13 protein-coding genes are annotated in these 18,024 nt (G+C 64.0%); 7 read left to right on the top strand and 6 right to left on the bottom strand.

Annotation, left to right across the window (positions count from 1 at the left end):
- Nucleotides 1–10 precede the first annotated feature (10 nt).
- The gene (locus E3T27_RS08585; protein WP_104197897.1) at nucleotides 11–742 is read right to left on the bottom strand and encodes a YqjF family protein; all 732 of its coding nucleotides are present in this window, start codon (nucleotides 740–742) and stop codon (nucleotides 11–13) included.
- 177 nt (nucleotides 743–919) lie between these two features.
- Here E3T27_RS08585 and E3T27_RS08580 point away from each other — a divergent pair, with 177 nt between their 5' ends.
- Entirely contained in the window at nucleotides 920–2,101 is a 1,182-nt protein-coding gene (locus tag E3T27_RS08580) for a MarP family serine protease (RefSeq protein WP_104197896.1), read from the top strand.
- Between the two features lie 204 nt (nucleotides 2,102–2,305).
- On the opposite strand, the gene E3T27_RS08575 is transcribed toward E3T27_RS08580, so the two are convergent.
- The gene (locus E3T27_RS08575) at nucleotides 2,306–3,526 is read right to left on the bottom strand and encodes an ammonium transporter (RefSeq protein ID WP_104197895.1); all 1,221 of its coding nucleotides are present in this window, start codon (nucleotides 3,524–3,526) and stop codon (nucleotides 2,306–2,308) included.
- Between the two features lie 157 nt (nucleotides 3,527–3,683).
- A complete protein-coding gene (gene zapE / locus E3T27_RS08570; protein ID WP_104198103.1) occupies nucleotides 3,684–4,736 on the bottom strand; it encodes a cell division protein ZapE in 1,053 nt (350 codons plus the stop codon).
- A 154-nt stretch (nucleotides 4,737–4,890) separates the two neighbouring features.
- On the opposite strand from zapE, the gene E3T27_RS08565 reads away from it, so the two are divergent.
- Together E3T27_RS08565 and E3T27_RS08560 are read left to right on the top strand one after the other, a co-directional pair.
- Nucleotides 4,891–5,796 (top strand): sulfurtransferase, encoded by a 906-nt coding sequence (locus tag E3T27_RS08565; protein ID WP_104197894.1) that lies wholly within the window; start codon nucleotides 4,891–4,893, stop codon nucleotides 5,794–5,796.
- A complete protein-coding gene (locus E3T27_RS08560) occupies nucleotides 5,793–6,221 on the top strand; it encodes a SufE family protein (RefSeq protein ID WP_104198102.1) in 429 nt (142 codons plus the stop codon). The genes E3T27_RS08565 and E3T27_RS08560 overlap by 4 nt, the downstream gene beginning before the upstream one ends.
- Here E3T27_RS08560 and E3T27_RS08555 read toward each other — a convergent pair.
- A complete protein-coding gene (locus tag E3T27_RS08555) occupies nucleotides 6,194–7,423 on the bottom strand; it encodes an alpha/beta hydrolase family protein (protein ID WP_134572259.1) in 1,230 nt (409 codons plus the stop codon). The two genes, E3T27_RS08560 and E3T27_RS08555, sit on opposite strands and share 28 nt — an antisense overlap.
- A gap of 64 nt (nucleotides 7,424–7,487) precedes the next feature.
- Here E3T27_RS08555 and E3T27_RS08550 point away from each other — a divergent pair, with 64 nt between their 5' ends.
- From E3T27_RS08550 to E3T27_RS08535, 4 genes are all read left to right on the top strand, one after another.
- Nucleotides 7,488–8,078, top strand: a complete 591-nt coding sequence (locus E3T27_RS08550; protein ID WP_134572258.1) for a DUF3000 domain-containing protein — start codon at nucleotides 7,488–7,490, stop codon at nucleotides 8,076–8,078.
- A complete protein-coding gene (locus tag E3T27_RS08545) occupies nucleotides 8,071–9,273 on the top strand; it encodes an HRDC domain-containing protein (protein ID WP_174722199.1) in 1,203 nt (400 codons plus the stop codon). Before E3T27_RS08550 ends, E3T27_RS08545 begins: the two co-directional genes overlap by 8 nt.
- 97 nt (nucleotides 9,274–9,370) lie before the next feature.
- Nucleotides 9,371–10,576 (top strand): thiolase family protein, encoded by a 1,206-nt coding sequence (locus E3T27_RS08540; RefSeq protein ID WP_134572257.1) that lies wholly within the window; start codon nucleotides 9,371–9,373, stop codon nucleotides 10,574–10,576.
- Nucleotides 10,573–12,741 carry a 3-hydroxyacyl-CoA dehydrogenase NAD-binding domain-containing protein gene (locus E3T27_RS08535; protein ID WP_134572256.1) on the top strand — a complete coding sequence of 723 codons (2,169 nt, stop codon included), beginning with the start codon at nucleotides 10,573–10,575 and terminating at the stop codon, nucleotides 12,739–12,741. Before E3T27_RS08540 ends, E3T27_RS08535 begins: the two co-directional genes overlap by 4 nt.
- A gap of 140 nt (nucleotides 12,742–12,881) precedes the next feature.
- Here the strand turns inward: E3T27_RS08535 and dxs are convergent, their stop codons facing one another.
- Entirely contained in the window at nucleotides 12,882–14,831 is a 1,950-nt protein-coding gene (gene dxs / locus E3T27_RS08530) for a 1-deoxy-D-xylulose-5-phosphate synthase (protein WP_104197888.1), read from the bottom strand.
- Between the two features lie 148 nt (nucleotides 14,832–14,979).
- Entirely contained in the window at nucleotides 14,980–17,826 is a 2,847-nt protein-coding gene (locus tag E3T27_RS08525) for an aconitate hydratase (protein ID WP_134572255.1), read from the bottom strand.
- Nucleotides 17,827–18,024: the final 198 nt, after the last annotated feature.

The following is an 18,024-nucleotide window of genomic DNA, read 5'->3' as shown; positions in this document are numbered from 1 at the left end:
GCTGGCGTCGTCACTTTCCCCGGCCGAACCAGGTCGTAACGCCGGGTGAATAAAGCACAGAATCGGGCGCGCGATCGGTGAGGCCGGCAAAACCAGCCGCGGCCAAGAGCGTGTCATCGAGACTGACCAGCTCGGCCCCGAACAAGGGCCACGGCTCGTGATGGTTGCGTAAATACACGGTCCGCCCACGGATATTGGTGAACAACGCCCATCGTGCGGTGAGAAAATCTGCCAGCGGATCATCAACGACAGCACCGGCACCTGGTCGCGCCACGATCTCTGAGCGCTTGGCATGGTTTCCGTGTCGCGTCGAGTTATACCGGTACTGGCCGGAATCAATCGTGAGTCGGGTGCGCGACCAGATGTAGGGCAACGAGAACAGTGCGCGGGCAGCCAGCACGGCCGCGAGGCGACCGGCCTCCAGTGATACAAACACGACACCGCGACGGCCCTCGGAGTCGACTGCATAGAGTCGAACATTCACTTCGACGAAGGTGCCGAAGTACGGAATCGGCGGGCTCCCGAGAATGGTGGCGCGATCGAGCACAAATGGAATCAGGCCGACCCAGCTCGACCCGTCGTGTTCGTCGGGGACGAGGCCTTTCGGCAACAACGGCGCGACCAGAGCAGCATCCACTCGCCAGTGCAGAAACACCACATGCGACCAGCGCTGGCTCGCCGCGGCCCTTCCGGCCAGGGGCGGTGCTATCGCGGAAATGGGATGTGCCTCAGCGTTCGCCATACGAATCCTTTCTCGATCTGCCTCACGGTACTCGCTGGGCACCCCCTGCGCATGTTGATCACCCGGGAATGCATGCAGGGAGGCGGTTCCGCTCAGCAATCGCGGAGGCGGCCTGTGTAAACATAAAGAAGACAAAATCGTCGCGCTGCACCACACGAACCACAGATGAGGAGACGAATGCCGGGTTCGACCGTTCTCGACCTCTTTCTCGTTCTCATCCTGTTTGTAGCCCTCGTCAATGGTTACCGCAGCGGACTGTTGCAAAGCCTCACCGGCATCGTCGGAGCCGTGCTCGGCGGGATAGCCGCCTTCTTCATCGTGCCCATCGTGGGTGCCTGGGTGCCGGCGGCCGAATGGCGCACTCCGGCCACGATCGCCGTGGCGATTCTGCTCGTCCTCATCGGCCATTCGATCGGTGTGTCGGTGGGTGGCATGTCCGGTAGCCAGAAACGGCGTTCCCCGCTCGGCACCCTCAACCGCGTGTTGGGATCAGCGTTTGCCGCTGTCGCCTCGGCCCTCGTCGCGTCGATGGTCGCATTCAGCATCGGCGCCCTGGGGATCCCGTTCCTGTCCCCCGCCATCGCCTCCTCCACCGTCGTCTCAGGAATTGACTCTCTCACCCCCGACCCGGTCAAGGCGTTCATGGCCGAGCTGCGCTCATTGGCCGTGCAGCAGGGTCTGCCGCGCATCGTCGACGCATTCGCGGGACCGGCACCGGATGCCGCCGAAGCCGACACGAGCAGCCCGGCACTGGCCGTGGCGGCGCAGTCGGTCGTACGCATCACCGGAACGGCCTACGCCTGCGGGCAGAGCCAGTCCGGCAGCGGCTTCGTCGTCTCTGACGGCCGCGTCGTCACAAACGCGCACGTCGTCGCTGGCGTGGGCCAGCCCGTCGTGCAAACGCCGGCCGGCGAAACGATGGCCGGCGAAATCGTGTACTTCGACCCGGTCGATGACCTCGCCATCATTTCGGTGCCCGGCCTTGATGCTGCACCCCTGACCGTCGGCGCAAATCTCCCGGCGGGCAGCGGCGCGGCCGCCGACGGGTATCCCTTCGGAGGGCCGTATGTCTCCGATCCGGCACAGGTCATCTCGATCGGCACCATCAGCGTCGCCGACATTTATGGGCAGGACCCGACGCCCCGCCAGGTGTATACCGTGGCTTCGGACGTGCAGCAGGGCGAATCGGGCGGACCTCTCCTGAGCGAATCCGGCCTGGTGGTCGGCGTTATTTTTGCCAAGGCGTCCAACACCGAGAACGTCGGCTATGCCCTCGCGCTGGAAGAAGTGCAGCCGGTTATCAGCCAGGCACCCGGTCTGAGCTCCCCGGTATCATCGGGAACCTGCGTTCGCGGCTGAACCACCGGTATCCGCTCGCTCGCAGAAACACAGCCCGCACCAGCTCTGCCTCGCACGAACTCTGCCCCGCACCAATGTGCTTCGCACGAACAGTGCGCGGACCAACGAAGCGCGCAACGCACGAAGGGCGGCACGGAAGCGGGTCAACCCGTATTCCGTGCCGCCCCATGCCAGGCAGACCGTTCACACTGACGAAGTCAGAAGCTAGACACGCTCGAGGGCGTAACCCTCTTCGCCGTGCACGCTCGTGTCGATTCCGGCCAGTTCGTCTTCGTTCTTGATGCGGAAGCCGATGGTCTTCTCGATCGCGAGGCCGAGCAGGTACGCGACGATGAAGGAGTAGACGAGAACCGAAAAGCCTGCAATGGCCTGCACCGCGAGCTGACCGAGGTCGCCGCCGGTGAAGAGTCCGGTGTTGATGGCGAAAAAACCGAGGTACAGGGTGCCGATGATGCCACCGACGAGGTGGATGCCGACGACGTCGAGCGAGTCATCGAAGCCGAGCTTGAACTTGAGTTCAACGGCGAGGGCGCAAACGGCACCGGAGAGCCCGCCGAGCAGGAGCGCCCAACCCGGTTCCAGGTTGGCGCACGCCGGGGTGATGGCGACGAGGCCGGCAACAGCGCCCGATGCGGCTCCCACCGAGGTGGCTTTGCCGTCCTTGAATTTCTCCACGAGCATCCAGGCGAGGATGGCCGCTGCCGTGGCGCCCAGGGTGTTGATCACGATGATGCCGACATTGGCGAGGCCATTGAGCCATTCAGCACCGGCGTTGAAACCGAACCAGCCGAACCAGAGAATCGAGGCGCCGATGAGCACGAGCGGTACGTTGTGCGGTTTGGTGATGCCCTTCTGAAACCCGACGCGCTTGCCGAGGACCAGGGCAAGCGCGAGAGCTGCGGCACCGGCATTGATGTGCACCGCGGTACCACCGGCATAATCGATGACGCTCGGCAGGCCCAACGTTTCACCGAGCTTCATGATCCAGCCGCCGCCCCAGACCCAGGCTGCGACCGGAAAGTAGACGAGGGTCGCCCAGATACCCGCGAAGATCATCCAGGATCCGAACTTCGCCCGGTCGGCAACGGCCCCGCTGATGAGCGCGACGGTGATGATGGCGAATGTGGCACCGTACGTGGCACCGAGCAGGTCGATGCTACCCGTCTCTCCCATGGCGAGATTGCCCAGGCCGAAGTCGGAGAACGGATTGCCGGCGAATTCGGTGGGACCGTTCACGGCGCTCATGTTGTAGCCGTACAGAATCCACAGGACGCTGATGAGGCCCAGTGCACCAAAGCTCATCATCATCATGCTGATGACGCTTTTAGCCTTGACCAGCCCGCCATAGAAGAAGGCGACACCCGGTGTCATGAACAACACGAGCGCGGTGGCGGTCAGCCCCCAGGCAATGCTTCCGGTTTCCATAGAATTGTCGTCACGCGTCTCAAATATGCAGGGCGTAGCACGAGGCGATCCACCTCGGATACGAGTCCAGTATCTGAGGTGACTGTTACAACAAACGTTCCGACGTGTTTCGTTGCGGTTACGGGCGCTGGGGAATTGTTAACGCCAGATTTCAGGGTCAGTCAGTGTGCGGCGGCAACTCTCCCGTAGTGAGGGCGACCATGCGAGACTGCGACCGCTGGTATTTCTTGCGATACCCGCCCGCCATCATCTCGTCGTCGAAGACCTCATTGAGCGGACGCCCACTGGCGACGATCGGAATCTCAGCGTCATAGACGCGGTCAATGAACGCGACCAGACGCAGGGCGTCCGACTGATCGGTCAGGAGAAAGACGCCCCGCAGAGCAATAACCTCGACGCCACGGATGACCTTGATGTATTTGGATGGATGCACGGTGCCCAGGTGACGAATCAGGGAACCGAAGTCATCCTCGGTGACCTTCGAACCACGCTCCAGCAGGGTGTTGACGAGGTGTTCACGTGCCTCAGGCTCAACCGCCACGGCCTGACCAGTGACGTTGCGGCGACGGTAGTCGAGACCGTCGATGCGCAGGGTCTCGAAGTTGGCGCTCATCGCCGAGATCTCGCGGAGAAAGTCCTGCGCGGCAAATCGGCCCTCGCCGAGCGAGTTGGGCGGGGTGTTCGACGTGGCGGCGACGCGGGTGCCGGTGGCGACGAGTTCGCCGAGCAGCCGGGTCATCACCATGGTGTCACCCGGATCGTCGAGCTCGAACTCGTCGATGCAGATGAGTTTCGCGCTACGCAGCTCCTTGATGGTCTCCTGATAGCCGAGGGCGCCCACGAGGGCGGTGTACTCGATGAAGGTGCCAAAGTATTTCGGGCCGGTCGCGGCATGCCAGAGCGCTGCGAGCAGGTGCGTCTTGCCGACACCGAACCCACCATCGAGGTAGATGCCCGGCAGGTCGTCCTTCGCCTGTCGGCGGCGGGAAAAGAATCCGGCCGGCCGGGGGTTCACGAATTCCTGCAGCTTTTCAACGGCCGCGACCTGGGACGGGTAATCGTGATCCGGCCGGTAGTTCTCGAACGAGGCGTGTTCAAACTGGGGAGGCGGCACCAGTTCGGCCACTATTTCCCGGCCCGTGATGCTCGGAGTTCGGTCGGCCAGTTGCGGAACCGTGTGGTGCGCCTTCTCGTGGGCCTCTGGAGCCATGCTGAAACGCCCGTTCTCGTTCATCGTGCTGCGAATGCGCGGTGTGTGCAAATGCGCTGTGTGCCGGCACCGCGTAGATTTATGGGGTGGACCAGATAAGCCTAATCCGCGGTCAACCCAAATCCGTATGCATCCGCTGCCCACTGGAGGTTACATGTCTGCCCCGTTCGATCCAACCGAGAAGTTTGCCACCTATGCCCACCCTTCCAAGCTGGTTTCCACCGACTGGCTGGCCGAACACCGCGATGACGCCGGACTGGTCGTGGTCGAATCCGACGAAGACGTCTTGCTGTACGAAGTGGGACACATCCCCGGCTCAGTGAAAATCGATTGGCATACAGACCTCAACGACAAGGTCAACCGCGACTACATCGAGGGCGCCGCATTCGCCGCCCTCATGAGCAGCAAGGGCATCACCCGCGACAGCACTGTGGTCATCTACGGCGACAAGAGCAACTGGTGGGCCGCCTACGCCCTCTGGGTGTTCACCCTGTTCGGCCACGACGACGTTCGCCTGCTCGACGGTGGACGCACGAAATGGCTCGCCGAGGCGCGCGAGATGACAACGGATGCGACCTCCGTCACCCCCACGGAATACCCGGTGGTCTCGCGCAACGACGCCCCGATTCGTGCCTTCAAGAACGACGTGCTCGCCCATTTTGGTAACCCGCTCATTGATGTGCGCTCCGACGAGGAGTACAGCGGCGTACGCACGACGATGCCCGCCTACCCTGAGGAGGGAGCCCTGCGCGGCGGCCACATTCCTACGGCAGCGTCTGTTCCGTGGGCCCTCGCCGCGGACGCCGACTCCACTTTTCGCACCCGCACCGAGCTGGACGACATCTACCGCGGGAAAGCAGGCCTGTCCGACGGCGACGACGTGATCGCCTATTGCCGCATCGGTGAGCGGTCGAGTCACACCTGGTTTGTGCTGACCTACCTGCTCGGCTTCGAGAATGTGCGCAACTACGACGGTTCCTGGACCGAGTGGGGCAACGCCGTCGCCGTGCCGATCGCGGTCGGTACGGCGCCGGGTACCGCACCGGCACCGCGCCCATGAGCGCAGACCTGCTGGCGGAGATTCGGGAGGACTTTCTGGCACTCGAGCAGAAGGACCGTCTGCTCTTGCTGCTCGAGTTCGCCAATGACCTGCCGGAACTTCCGAAAAATTTTCAGGACCACCCCGACCTGCTCGAGCGCGTCGTCGAATGCCAATCGCCGGTTTTTATTTTCGTCGACCTGGATGCCGACGGTGCCTTCCACCTGCACGCCACTGCTCCGCGCGAGTCCCCGACCACGCGGGGGTTTGCGTCAATCCTCGCCCAGGGGCTCGACGGCCTGAGCGCCCAGCAGGTGCTCGCCGTTCCCGATGACTATCCCCAATCCATCGGCTTGAGCGAAGCCGTCTCCCCGCTGCGCCTGCGAGGCATGAGCGCCATGCTTGGCCGGGCCAAACGTCAGCTGCGAGAGCGACTCGCTGCGTGAGGCGTTGGCAACTGCGCCAGCCAGGCTGCGATCTCTTCGTTCCACCGATCGGGGTCGTAGTTCCATAGCTTCGTGTGTCTGGCTTCGGTAAAAGCAACGAAGGTCACCATGTCGGGCCGTCGGTCGGCGAGTCGACGCGACCCGGTCGGGGGCACGAAACCATCGTCATCGCTGTGCAACAGGAGAACGGGACGGTGCACGTCGCCGGCGCGTTCCACAAAGTCGAGCCTGGCAAAATCAATGGGAGCGTCTTGTCCGGTCAGGCGCCGGGCCCAGCGCGCTCCCAGCACAACGACGGCGCAGCGCGCGATCAGCCTCGGCAACTTACGATCAGTGGCCTGCGCGTCAACAACGTCTCGCCAGTCGATGACCGGCGATTCCAGCACGACACCGACGATCAGGTCAGCGCGTCGACCGCGGGTCAGCGTCTGCAACACCACGGCACCGCCCATCGACCAACCCATCAGCACGATGCTCGTCGCCCCGTGCGCGGCGGCGTAGTCGATGGCGGCGTCCACGTCGGGCCATTCGGTGTCGCCGAGGCCGTAACGGCGATCAGTGCTGGCGGGAGCATCGCCGTCGTTTCGGTAGGAGACGAGCAACGAGGTGTAGCCGGCCGCGTGAAACACCGGCACGGCCCGTAAAGCCTCCTCGCGGCGCACGGCCCGGCCGTGCACCTGGATCACCCACCCTGTCGAGCGGATGCCGGCATCCGCTGGAACGAGCCAGGCGGGCGCCGGCCCCACGGGAGTGCGAATGATGACCTCAGCCCAGGCGAAACCAAGGTCGGCGGGGCTGGTGTACAGCCAACCGCTGAACCGCCCTCGGCGGGCAGCGGCGAGGTCGCCGTAGTCCACCGTGAGGATGCGCCGGGTGACGGTCGCGGCCGAGCGCGCGGTAATCTCACCGATGCGCGCATGCCCGGTGCCCGAGCTGAAGAAGAAGCTGTAGTCACCCGCAAGGACGGAATCGCGATGGCGTTGCAGTGTGATCGTGCCGCTTGGCAGGTCGACTGCAACAACCCGGGTGTCATCGGTACGGGGTACGGGTGGTGTGACAATGGTCTTCGCCATGACCCCCGCAAGTACACCGACGGCACCGACGATGGCCACGGCAGAGCCGGCGATGACGATGCCGGCGCCGCCGAGAATCGCGCGCAGAACGTGATCATGACGCCTGTTTGGGGGCTGTGGGTCGTGCACGTGCACCTCCTACTGATCGGCGTGCCTCACGGACAACACCCAGAAAAAACTCTAGTCTGCAGACGTGCCCGAAACAGATCAATCGCTCCCCGCGGAGTTTGCTGCGGCGTTGACAGCGATTCGTCGTGCCACGAGCCGAGCCGAACTGGTCGTCACCGAAATTGCCGCTCCCGCACAACTCGCCCCGTATTCGACCGCCTTGGCTGCCAATATCAGGCCGGTGCGGCACGGCAGCGACTCCGAACTGGGAACCGGCCGATTCATCCTTCTGTACGATCCGGAGGAACCAGAAAGCTGGAATGGCGCCTTCCGCGTGGTCTGTTTCGCGCACGCTCCGCTCGAGGTCGAGATCGGGCTCGACCCGTTCTTGGCCGAGGTCACCTGGACGTGGCTCGTCGATGCCCTCGACTCGCGCAAGGCCAAGTACACCGCGGCCTCCGGAACGGCGACTAAAATAATTTCATCAGGCTTTGGCGCACTCGCCAAACAGGGAGATGGTGCGCAGATTGAGCTGCGTGCGTCGTGGACGCCCCTGAATCACAATCTCACCGCCCACGTCGAGGGGTGGGGCGAGCTGCTATGCATGCTCGCCGGACTCCCTCCCGCTGGGGAAGGAGTCAGCATGTTATCAGCACGCCGAGCAGCCCGTGGCTGAATCGCACCACCATGTCATTGACACTCGCGAGGCCTACCTTGCCGCGACGGCCGCTCTGGCCGCCGGGAACGGGCCGGTTGGGGTCGACGCGGAACGGGCATCCGGTTTCACCTACTCGCAACGCGCGTACCTGATTCAAATTTACCGTCGCGGCGCTGGCACGTTTCTGTTCGACCCGCCGCCGATCGGCAACTTCAGCGAGTTGAACGATGCGCTCGCCGACGCCGAGTGGGTTTTGCATGCCGCGAGCCAGGATCTCGCCTGCCTGCGCGAGGTCGGACTCGACCCGGCCCACATCTTCGATACCGAGCTCGCCGCCCGGCTGCTCGGCATCCCGCGGGTCGGGCTCGGCACCGTGGTGGAAGAGCTGCTCGGAATCCACCTCGCCAAGGAGCATTCTGCCGCGAACTGGTCGACCCGGCCACTGCCCGAATCGTGGCTGGTGTACGCCGCTCTCGACGTCGAGCTACTGCCGGACCTCCGCGACCGCATGGTCGACCTGCTCGTCGAGTCCGATAAGACCGACATTGCCGACCAGGAGTTCGCCGCGACCCTGGCCAAAGAGGCCAAGGCTGCGCGCATTGATCCCTGGCGGCGACTGGCGGGCATCCACTCCCTGCACGGGCAGCGCAATCTGGCCGTTGCCCGCGAATTGTGGCTTGCCCGTGATGAATTCGCCCGTGACGTCGATGTCTCCCCCGGGCGCCTCGTTCCCGACGCTTCCTTGCTCGCCGCCGCACGCGTGCTGCCGGCAACGAGACAGGCCCTGGCCGATCTGCGCGAGTTCAGTGGTCGTGCCAGTCGCACGGAACTCGAACGCTGGTGGGCCGCCATTGAGCGCGGTCGCACGGCGACCGACCTGCCAGCGCTCAAGGCGATCAGCGACACCCTGCCGCCACCGCGGGCCTGGGCCGACCGCAATCCGGAGGCCGATGTGCGCTATCGGGCGGCGCGCGCTGCGCTGCAGACTGTCACGGATGAACTCGAGATTCCCCTCGAGAATCTGCTCACTCCGGACTACCTGCGTCGGGTGTCGTGGTCGCCGCCAGAACCGGCTGACACGGCATCCGTCGGGCAGGCCCTCAGTGTTTTAGGAGCCCGGCGCTGGCAAATTGACGTGACCGCACAATTAATAGCGGATGCTTTTGTAGAGATTCCACAAACAGCCGATCCCATCTCGGATCTGAAGTCGTAGAAACCTGCAAACGATTCGAGAGGCCCATTTGAGTCACCCTAGGATCGGTTCAGAGCTAACAGGCCGCTTCGGATCTGTTTGACGTACGGGAGGCATTGTGGCCGAAAGAGCAGAAGTCGTTTTTGTGGATGGAGTTCGAACCCCGTTCGGACGCGCCGGCGACAAGGGTATGTACTGGAACACCCGAGCGGACGACCTCGTCGTCAAGGCGATTATCGGGCTGATGGAACGAAACCCCGGTGTACCGCCCGACCGCATCGATGATGTCGCTATCGCAGCCACGACCCAGACCGGCGACCAAGGTTTGACCCTCGGGCGTACCGCCTCTCTACTGGCCGGTCTTCCGAAATCGGTCCCTGGTTTCGCGATTGACCGCATGTGCGCCGGGGCGATGACCGCCGTCACCATGATGGGGTCCTCCATCGGTTTCGGCGCTTATGACCTCGCCATCGCCGGCGGTGTCGAGCACATGGGCCGCCACCCGATGGGGTTCGGGGCAGACCCGAACCCGCGATTCCTTTCCGAGCGGCTGGTCAGCGAAGACGCGCTGAACATGGGCGCAACTGCCGAACGCATTCACGACCGGTTCCCCGAGTACACCAAGGAACGCTCCGATCGGTTCGCGCTGCGCAGCCAGCAGAAGGTCGCCGCCGCCTACGAGGCCGGAAACATTCAGCCCGACCTGATTCCCGTTGCCACGCGCAGCGAATCCGGCTGGGGCCTCGCAACCCGCGACGAAGCACCGCGCCCGGACACCACACTCGAGGGCCTCGCAACCCTCCGCACGCCGTTCCGGTCGCATGGCCGCGTCACGGCGGGCAACGCGTCCGGGCTGAACGACGGCGCATCCGCTTGCCTGATGGCGAGCGGCGCCACGGCCAGGGAACTCGGGCTCGGCGTGAAGATGACCATGATGAGCTTCGCCTTCGCCGGCGTGGAACCGGAGGTCATGGGCCTGGGGCCGGTGCCCTCCACCGAGAAAGCACTGCGCAAGGCCGGCCTGTCGATCACCGACATCGGTTTGTTCGAACTCAACGAAGCCTTTGCCGTACAGGTCATCTCCTTTCTCGACCACTTCGGCATCGACGACGAAGATCCCCGCGTGAACGAATACGGCGGGGCGATCGCGCTGGGGCATCCGCTCGCCTCCTCCGGCGTTCGACTGATGAACCAGCTCGCGCACCAGTTCAAATCGCACCCCGAGGTGCGCTATGGCCTGACCGCAATGTGCGTCGGCCTCGGCCAGGGCGGCTCCGTGATTTGGGAAAACCCGCACTTCAACAAGAAGGCAGCCAAACGATGACGACCACTGATTACAATTCCCTCGACTTCAGTTCGCTCGTCGCGATCTCCGGTGACGAGGTCGTCACGCACTCCTTTGTGCGCGATGTGCCGCTGGCCGCTGGCCGTACGCTCGCGCTGGTCACCCTTGACAATGGGCGCGACCACACCCGGCCGAATACGCTCGGCCCGGTCACCCTGCTGGAGTTCGCCGCCACCATGGACGAACTCACCGCTCGCGCTGGGCGCGGCGAGATTCACGGTGTCGCCGTCACGGGCAAGCCGTTCATTCTCGCCGCCGGCGCCGACCTCAGCAAGGTCGCCGAAATTCCCTCGCTCGCGGCCGGCAAGCTACTCAGCCAGCTTGGCCACCACGCCCTCGGCAAGCTCGACACGCTCGGCGTACCGTCGTTCGTGTTCATCAACGGGCTCGCGCTCGGCGGCGGCCTCGAAATCGGGCTGAATGCCGCCTACCGCACCGTGGACGCGTCCGTACCCGCAATCGCACTTCCCGAGGTTTTTCTCGGTCTGATCCCCGGCTGGGGCGGCTCGTATCTGCTGCCCAACCTGATCGGCATCGAAAATGCCTTGAAGGTCGTCATCGAGAACCCCCTCAAGAACAACCGCACCCTCAGTGGAGCGGATGCCCTCGCGCTCGGTATCGCGGACGTCATGTTCACGTCGGCGCGGTTCCTCGAAGACTCCATCAATTGGGCCGACGGCGTCATCGCGGGCAGCGAGAAGGTGTCGCGGCCCAATGCGCCCGGCAAGATCGAGCGCCTCGTCAAGTGGGACGTGGCCGTCGGCATCGCCCGCAAGATGCTCGTCAACCGCATCGGCGAGGTCGCCCAGTCACCGTATGTGGCGCTCGACCTGCTGCAGGCGGCCAAGAGCGGCAGTCGCGCCGAAGGTTTTCAGCGCGAGGATGACGCACTGGCCGGCCTCATCGCCGGCGATCAGCTGCAGGCGAGCATCTACGCCTTCAATCTCGTTCAGAAGCGCGCCAAGCGGCCGGCCGGAGCGCCGGACAAGAAACTGGCCCGACCGATCACCAAGGTCGGCGTGATCGGCGCTGGCCTTATGGCGAGCCAGTTCGCGCTGCTGTTCGTGCGGCGCCTCAAGGTGCCCGTCGTCATCACCGACTTGGACCAGGCCCGCGTCGATAAGGGTGTGGCGTACATCCACGACGAAATCGCCGCGCTCCAGGCCAAGAACCGCATCTCCCCCGACGAGGCAAATCGCCTGCGCGCACTCGTCACCGGCACGACCGACACATCGTCGTTCTCCGACGCCGACTGGGTGATCGAGGCTGTCTTCGAAGAACTGGGTGTCAAGCAGTCGGTGTTCGCCGAGATCGAAAAGGTCATCTCGCCCGACGCGATTCTGGCCACCAATACCTCGTCGCTCTCGGTCGAACAGATCGGCGCGAAGCTCGCGCACCCGGAGCGCCTGGTCGGGTTCCACTTCTTCAATCCGGTTGCCGTGATGCCACTCATCGAGGTGGTGAACACGCCGCAGACCAACGAAGTGACGCTCGCCACCGCGATGGTCATCGCCGGCAAGCTGCGAAAAAACGCCGTGATCACCAGGGACACCCCCGGTTTCGTGGTCAACCGAGTGCTCGCCAAGCTGCTCGGCGAAGCCATGCACGCCGTGGATACCGGCACACCGTTCGAGGTCGTGGAAGCCGCCGTAGCGCCGTTCGGACTGCCGATGACCCCGTTCGAGTTGCTCGAGCTCGTCGGTCTCACCGTGGGCGCTCACGTGCTCGACACGCACCACGCGGCGTTCCCCGAACGCTTCTTCGAGAGTGACAACCTGCACAGGCTCGCCGAGCACGGCAAGATTCTCGAGCGCGACGGCAAGGGACGTCGCACAGGCTTCGACAAGGGCGCACTGAAGATCGTCGCCGGCGGCGCCACACCGATGACGGCCGAGAAGATTCTGCAGCGGGTTGAAGACGGCCTGGTCGACGAGATCAAGCGAATGCTGGACACAGACGTCGTGCACGCGGCCGAGGACATCGACCTGTGCATGATCCTCGGAGCCGGCTGGCCGTTCCAGATGGGCGGCATCACCCCGTACCTCGATCGCGTCGGCGCGAGTGAACGAGTGTTCGGCGGTACGTTCCATACGCCGCCGATCCGCGGTATCGCTGCATCCGTGCCCGCGGTCACCCGCAGCTAACCGAGCCTCCGGGCGGCCTGGTAACCGGGCCCACCTTGTGAACGCGGGCCCAGTTTATAAACTGGGCCCGCGGACGGGGCCCGGGCCCCGTCCGTATTCAAGACAGGACCGGAGGGGACAGTGCGGGACAGCGGAGGGGGCTAGTCGCGGCGGGTTACCTGGATCGCACCGGTGTCGGTGTAATCGGCAGGCAGCGGCCGCGCGTTGGGAATCTTGCTGCCGAGCACCATCGCGACCACGTCGCGGGCAATCACCTGCGGGGTCAACCCGACCCGCTCGAGAATCTGGGCACGGGTACCATGATCGAGGAACTGATCGGGCAAACCGAGTTCGGTCACCGCCGTGTCGACGCCCGCCTCCCGGAGGTCCTGACGGATCCGCGTGCCGATCCCACCCACGCGAATACCGTCTTCGATCGTGACGACGATACGGTGCGCGGCCGCGAGGCCGATGATGCTCCGCGGCACGGGGACGACCCAGCGTGGGTCGACGACGGTTGCACCGATGCCCTGGGCGGCGAGGCGGTCAGCTATGTCGAGCCCCATCGCCGCCATGGGGCCGACTGTCACAATGAGGACGTCGAGCTGGGTGGATTCCTGGAGCACGTCAACACCGTCGTGGAGGCGGCGAATGGCATCGAACTCGACCCCGACGGTGCCCTTGGGATAGCGCAGGACCGTCGGTCCGTCGTCGACGACAACGGCCTCAGCCAGTTCTTCGCGCAGCCGAACAGAATCGCGCGGCGCCGCCAGGCGAATATTAGGAACGACTTGCAAAATAGCGAGGTCCCACATGCCGTGGTGGCTGGGGCCGTCCGGCCCGGTGACCCCGGCGCGGTCGAGAACGAAGGTGACCCCGGCTTTGTGCAGGGCAACGTCCATCAGTACCTGGTCGAAGGCGCGGTTGATGAACGTTGCATAGAGCGCGACGACGGGGTGCAGACCACCGTAGGCCAGGCCGGCCGCGCTGGTCACCGCGTGTTGTTCGGCGATTCCCACGTCGTGCACGCGGGAAGGGAAACGCTCGGCCATCTTGTGCAGGCCGATCGGACGCAGCATGGCGGCGGTGATGCCCACGATGCGCTCGTTGCCGATCGCTAACTGCAATAGTTCGTCGGCGAAGACCGAGGTCCAGGATTCTGCACCGGATTCTTCGACGGATTCGCCGGTTTCCGGATCGATCTGCCCGACCGCGTGGAACTGGTCGGCGATGTCCTTGACGGCCGGGTCGTAGCCCTTACCTTTTTGCGTGATGGCGTGCACGATGACCGGTGCGCCGTAACCCTTGGCCTGGGTGAGGGCCTCTTCCATCGCGTGTACGTCGTGCCCGTCGATGGGACCGATGTATTTGATGTCGAGGTTGGAGTACAGGGCTTCATTGTTGGTGACCCGGGCGAGGAAACCGTGCATGCCACCGCGCACGCCGCGCCAGACTGCGCGTCCGGGAGCGCCCAAGCGATCGAACACGTCTTTGCTGGTGAGGTAGGCATCCCGGTAGCTGGCCCGCGTGCGGATGGTGTTGAGGAAACGCGCCATGCCGCCGATGGTCGGTGCATAGGATCGCCCGTTGTCGTTGACCACGATGATGAGCTTGCGGGTATTGTCGTCGCTGATGTTATTGAGCGCTTCCCAGGTCATTCCCCCGGTCAGTGCCCCGTCGCCGACGACGGCGACGACGTGTCGATCAGTCTGGCCAGTGATTTCAAAGGCGCGAGAGATGCCGTCGGCCCAAGACAGCGAGCTCGACGCGTGTGAACTCTCGACGATGTCGTGCTCGGACTCGGACCGCTGTGGGTAGCCGGCAAGCCCCTCAAGCCGGCGCAGCTTGCTGAAGTCCTGGCGCCCGGTGAGCAGCTTGTGCACGTAGGACTGGTGACCGGTGTCGAAGACGATGGGGTCGATCGGCGAATGAAAGACCCGGTGGATGGCAATGGTCAGCTCAACGACGCCGAGGTTGGGACCCAGATGCCCACCGGTCTTGGAAACCTCCCGCACGAGAAAGGAACGGATCTCGCTGGCCAGCTGGGGCAGCTGCTCTTTCGAGAGACCATCGAGGTCCCGGGGACCATGAATTGTCTCCAGAAGGATCATCCGTCACACCTTTCACGTCGTTTGTACACGAATCTGTTGAATTGGTCGAACCGGCACTGACACAAACCGGCGCCCAGACCCGAATGAATCGAGTCTACGCGCCGGTGTCGTGTTGGTAGAGCGAGGCGCTTCCAGCCCGCTTACTGGCTTAGACGAGCGAGCGCAGCACGTACTGCAGGATGCCGCCGTTACGGTAATACTCGGCCTCGCCCGGCGTATCGATGCGCACGATGGCGTCGAACTCGACCGGAGCCTTGCCTGCTGCCGAGAATTCACTCGGAGCGCAGGTCACGTGCACGGTCTTCGGGGTCGTGCCGTTGTTCAGCTCGATGATACCCGAAACCGAAACGATCTCGGTACCATCGAGGCCGAGCGAATCGGCGCTCTGACCCGCCGGGAACTGCAGCGGCACAACACCCATACCGATGAGGTTCGAGCGGTGAATGCGCTCGAAGCTCTCCACGATGACGGCCTTGACGCCGAGAAGGCTCGTGCCCTTGGCTGCCCAGTCGCGGCTGGAACCCGAGCCGTACTCCTTGCCACCGAAGATGACGAGCGGAGTTTTGGCGGCCTGGTAGTTCTGGCTGGCATCGTAGATGTCGGCCTTCGGTCCTCCGGCGACGGTGAAGTCGCGCGTGAAGCCACCCTCGACGTTGTCGAGGAGCTGGTTGCGCAGGCGAATGTTCGCGAACGTTCCACGAATCATGACCTCGTGGTTACCCCGGCGCGAGCCGTAGGAGTTGTAGTCGCCACGTTCGATGCCGTGCTCGGCCAGGTAGCGGCCGGCCGGGCCGTCTGCCTTGATGGAACCGGCCGGGCTGATGTGGTCGGTAGTGACGGAGTCGCCGAGCTTGGCGAGTACGCGAGCACCGGAGATGTCGACGACCGGGCTGGTTTCCAGGGTCATTCCATCGAAGTACGGAGGCTTCCGCACGTAGGTGGACTCAGCGTCCCAGGCGAAGGTGTCGCCGACGGGAGTTTCGAGCGACTGCCAGCGCTCGTCGCCGTCAAAGACCCCGGCATACTGGGTCTCGAACATGTTCGAGTCGATCGACTCATCGATGGTCTTCTGCACCTCGTCGGCATCAGGCCAGATGTCCTTGAGGAACACGTTGTTGCCCTCTTGGTCAGTGCCGAGCGAGTCGGTGTCGAAGTTGAAGTTCATCGTTCCAGCCAGGGCGTAGGCAATGACGAGCGGCGGGCTGGCCAGGTAGTTCATCTTCACGTCGGGGTTGATGCGTCCCTCGAAGTTGCGGTTACCCGAGAGCACCGCGGTAACGGCGAGGTCGTTCTCCTGCACTGCGGTGGAGATTTCATCTTCGAGCGGGCCGGAGTTACCGATGCAGGTGGTGCAGCCATAGCCAACAAGATAGAAGCCGAGATCTTCGAGGTAACCGTTCAAGCCGGCCTTCGCGTAGTACTCGGTGACGACCTTGGAGCCGGGAGCGAGCGTGGTCTTGACCCACGGCTTGCTCTTGAGGCCCTTGAGGCTCGCGTTGCGGGCCAGCAGGCCGGCCGCGAGCATAACGCTCGGGTTCGACGTGTTGGTACAGGAAGTGATGGCCGCGATCGCAACGGAACCGTTGTCGATCGTGAACTCACGGCCATCGGCCAGGGTGACGTCGGTCGGCTGCGGGTGCGACTGCGTCGGGTGGCTGGTGTGGCGGGCCAGGCCGCTCTCGAACGCGTGGTTGTGCGCGGTCTCTTCGTCTTGCGGAGTGAGGCCGATCGGGTCTGAGGCCGGAAAAGTGCCCTCTATTGCCGCGTCCACGAGGGATACGGGCGCATTGGCGTAGTTGTCCAGGTCGCGCTCGAACTGGGTCTTGGCCTCGGAGAGGACGATGCGGTCCTGCGGACGCTTCGGTCCGGCGATCGAGGGAACGACCGTGGAGAGGTCGAGCTCGAGGTACTCGCTGAAGACCGGCTCCTGGTCGGGGTTGTGCCAGAGTCCTTGCAGCTTGGAGTAGGCCTCGACCAGCGCGACCTGCTCCTCGCTGCGGCCGGTGAGGCGCAGGTAGCCGAGCGTGACGTCGTCGATCGGGAACATGGCGGCCGTCGAGCCGAACTCGGGGCTCATGTTGCCGATGGTGGCGCGGTTGGCGAGCGGGACAGAGGCCACGCCCGATCCGTAGAACTCGACGAACTTGCCGACGACGCCGTGCCCCCGCAGCATCTGGGTGATGGTAAGCACGACATCCGTTGCGGTGACGCCGGCCGGGATGATTCCGGAGAGCTTGAAGCCGACAACCTTCGGAATGAGCATGGAGACCGACTGGCCGAGCATGGCTGCTTCGGCTTCGATTCCGCCGACGCCCCAGCCGAGCACGCCGAGGCCGTTGACCATGGTCGTGTGCGAGTCGGTGCCGACACACGTGTCGGGATAGGCCTGCAGAACGCCGTTGACCTCTCGCGTCATGGTGACGCGCGCGAGATATTCGATGTTGACCTGGTGCACGATGCCGGTTCCCGGCGGAACGACCTTGAAGTCGTCAAACGCGGTCTGGCCCCAGCGGAGGAACTGGTAGCGCTCACCGTTACGTTCGTACTCGATTTCCACGTTGCGTTCGAACGAGTCGGTCGTGCCGAACAGGTCGGCCACGACGGAGTGGTCAATGACCATTTCGGTCGGGGCGAGCGGGTTGATCTTTTTGGCGTCGCCGCCGAGTTCGACGAGGGCTTCGCGCATGGTAGCGAGGTCGACGATGCAGGGAACACCGGTGAAGTCCTGCATCACGACGCGAGCCGGCGTGTACTGGATCTCGGTGTCGGGCTCAGCGGTTGGTACCCACGCGCCGAGAGCGCGAATGTGCTCGGCGGTGATGTTGGCGCCATCCTCGGTGCGGAGGAGGTTCTCGAGCAGTACCTTCAGGCTGTATGGCAGCTTCTCGTAGCCGTCGACCGCGTCCAGACGAAAGACTTCATATTCCGTCGATCCGACGCGCAGGGTGTCTTTGGCTCCGAAGCTGTTTACCGCGGTATTTGTTGATTCCGACACAATGCCCTCTCCGTTGTGGGAGCCGACGGGAGACCGGCGGCAATCCTCAATTCTTCTGGCAGGCACAGCCTCGTGCCAGCAAGGCAAGCCTAACCAGCGGATGCCGGGAGCTGCCTTTTTCCATCGAGTTGCCCGGCGACTCCTCGCCGAACAACTATCTTGACGTCGAGATAACTCTAGCAGGGAGAGCGGGTGTCC

Source organism: Cryobacterium lyxosi, from assembly GCF_004403345.1.
Taxonomy (GTDB): domain Bacteria; phylum Actinomycetota; class Actinomycetes; order Actinomycetales; family Microbacteriaceae; genus Cryobacterium; species Cryobacterium lyxosi.
This window is presented reverse-complemented; position numbering and strand designations above follow the sequence as displayed.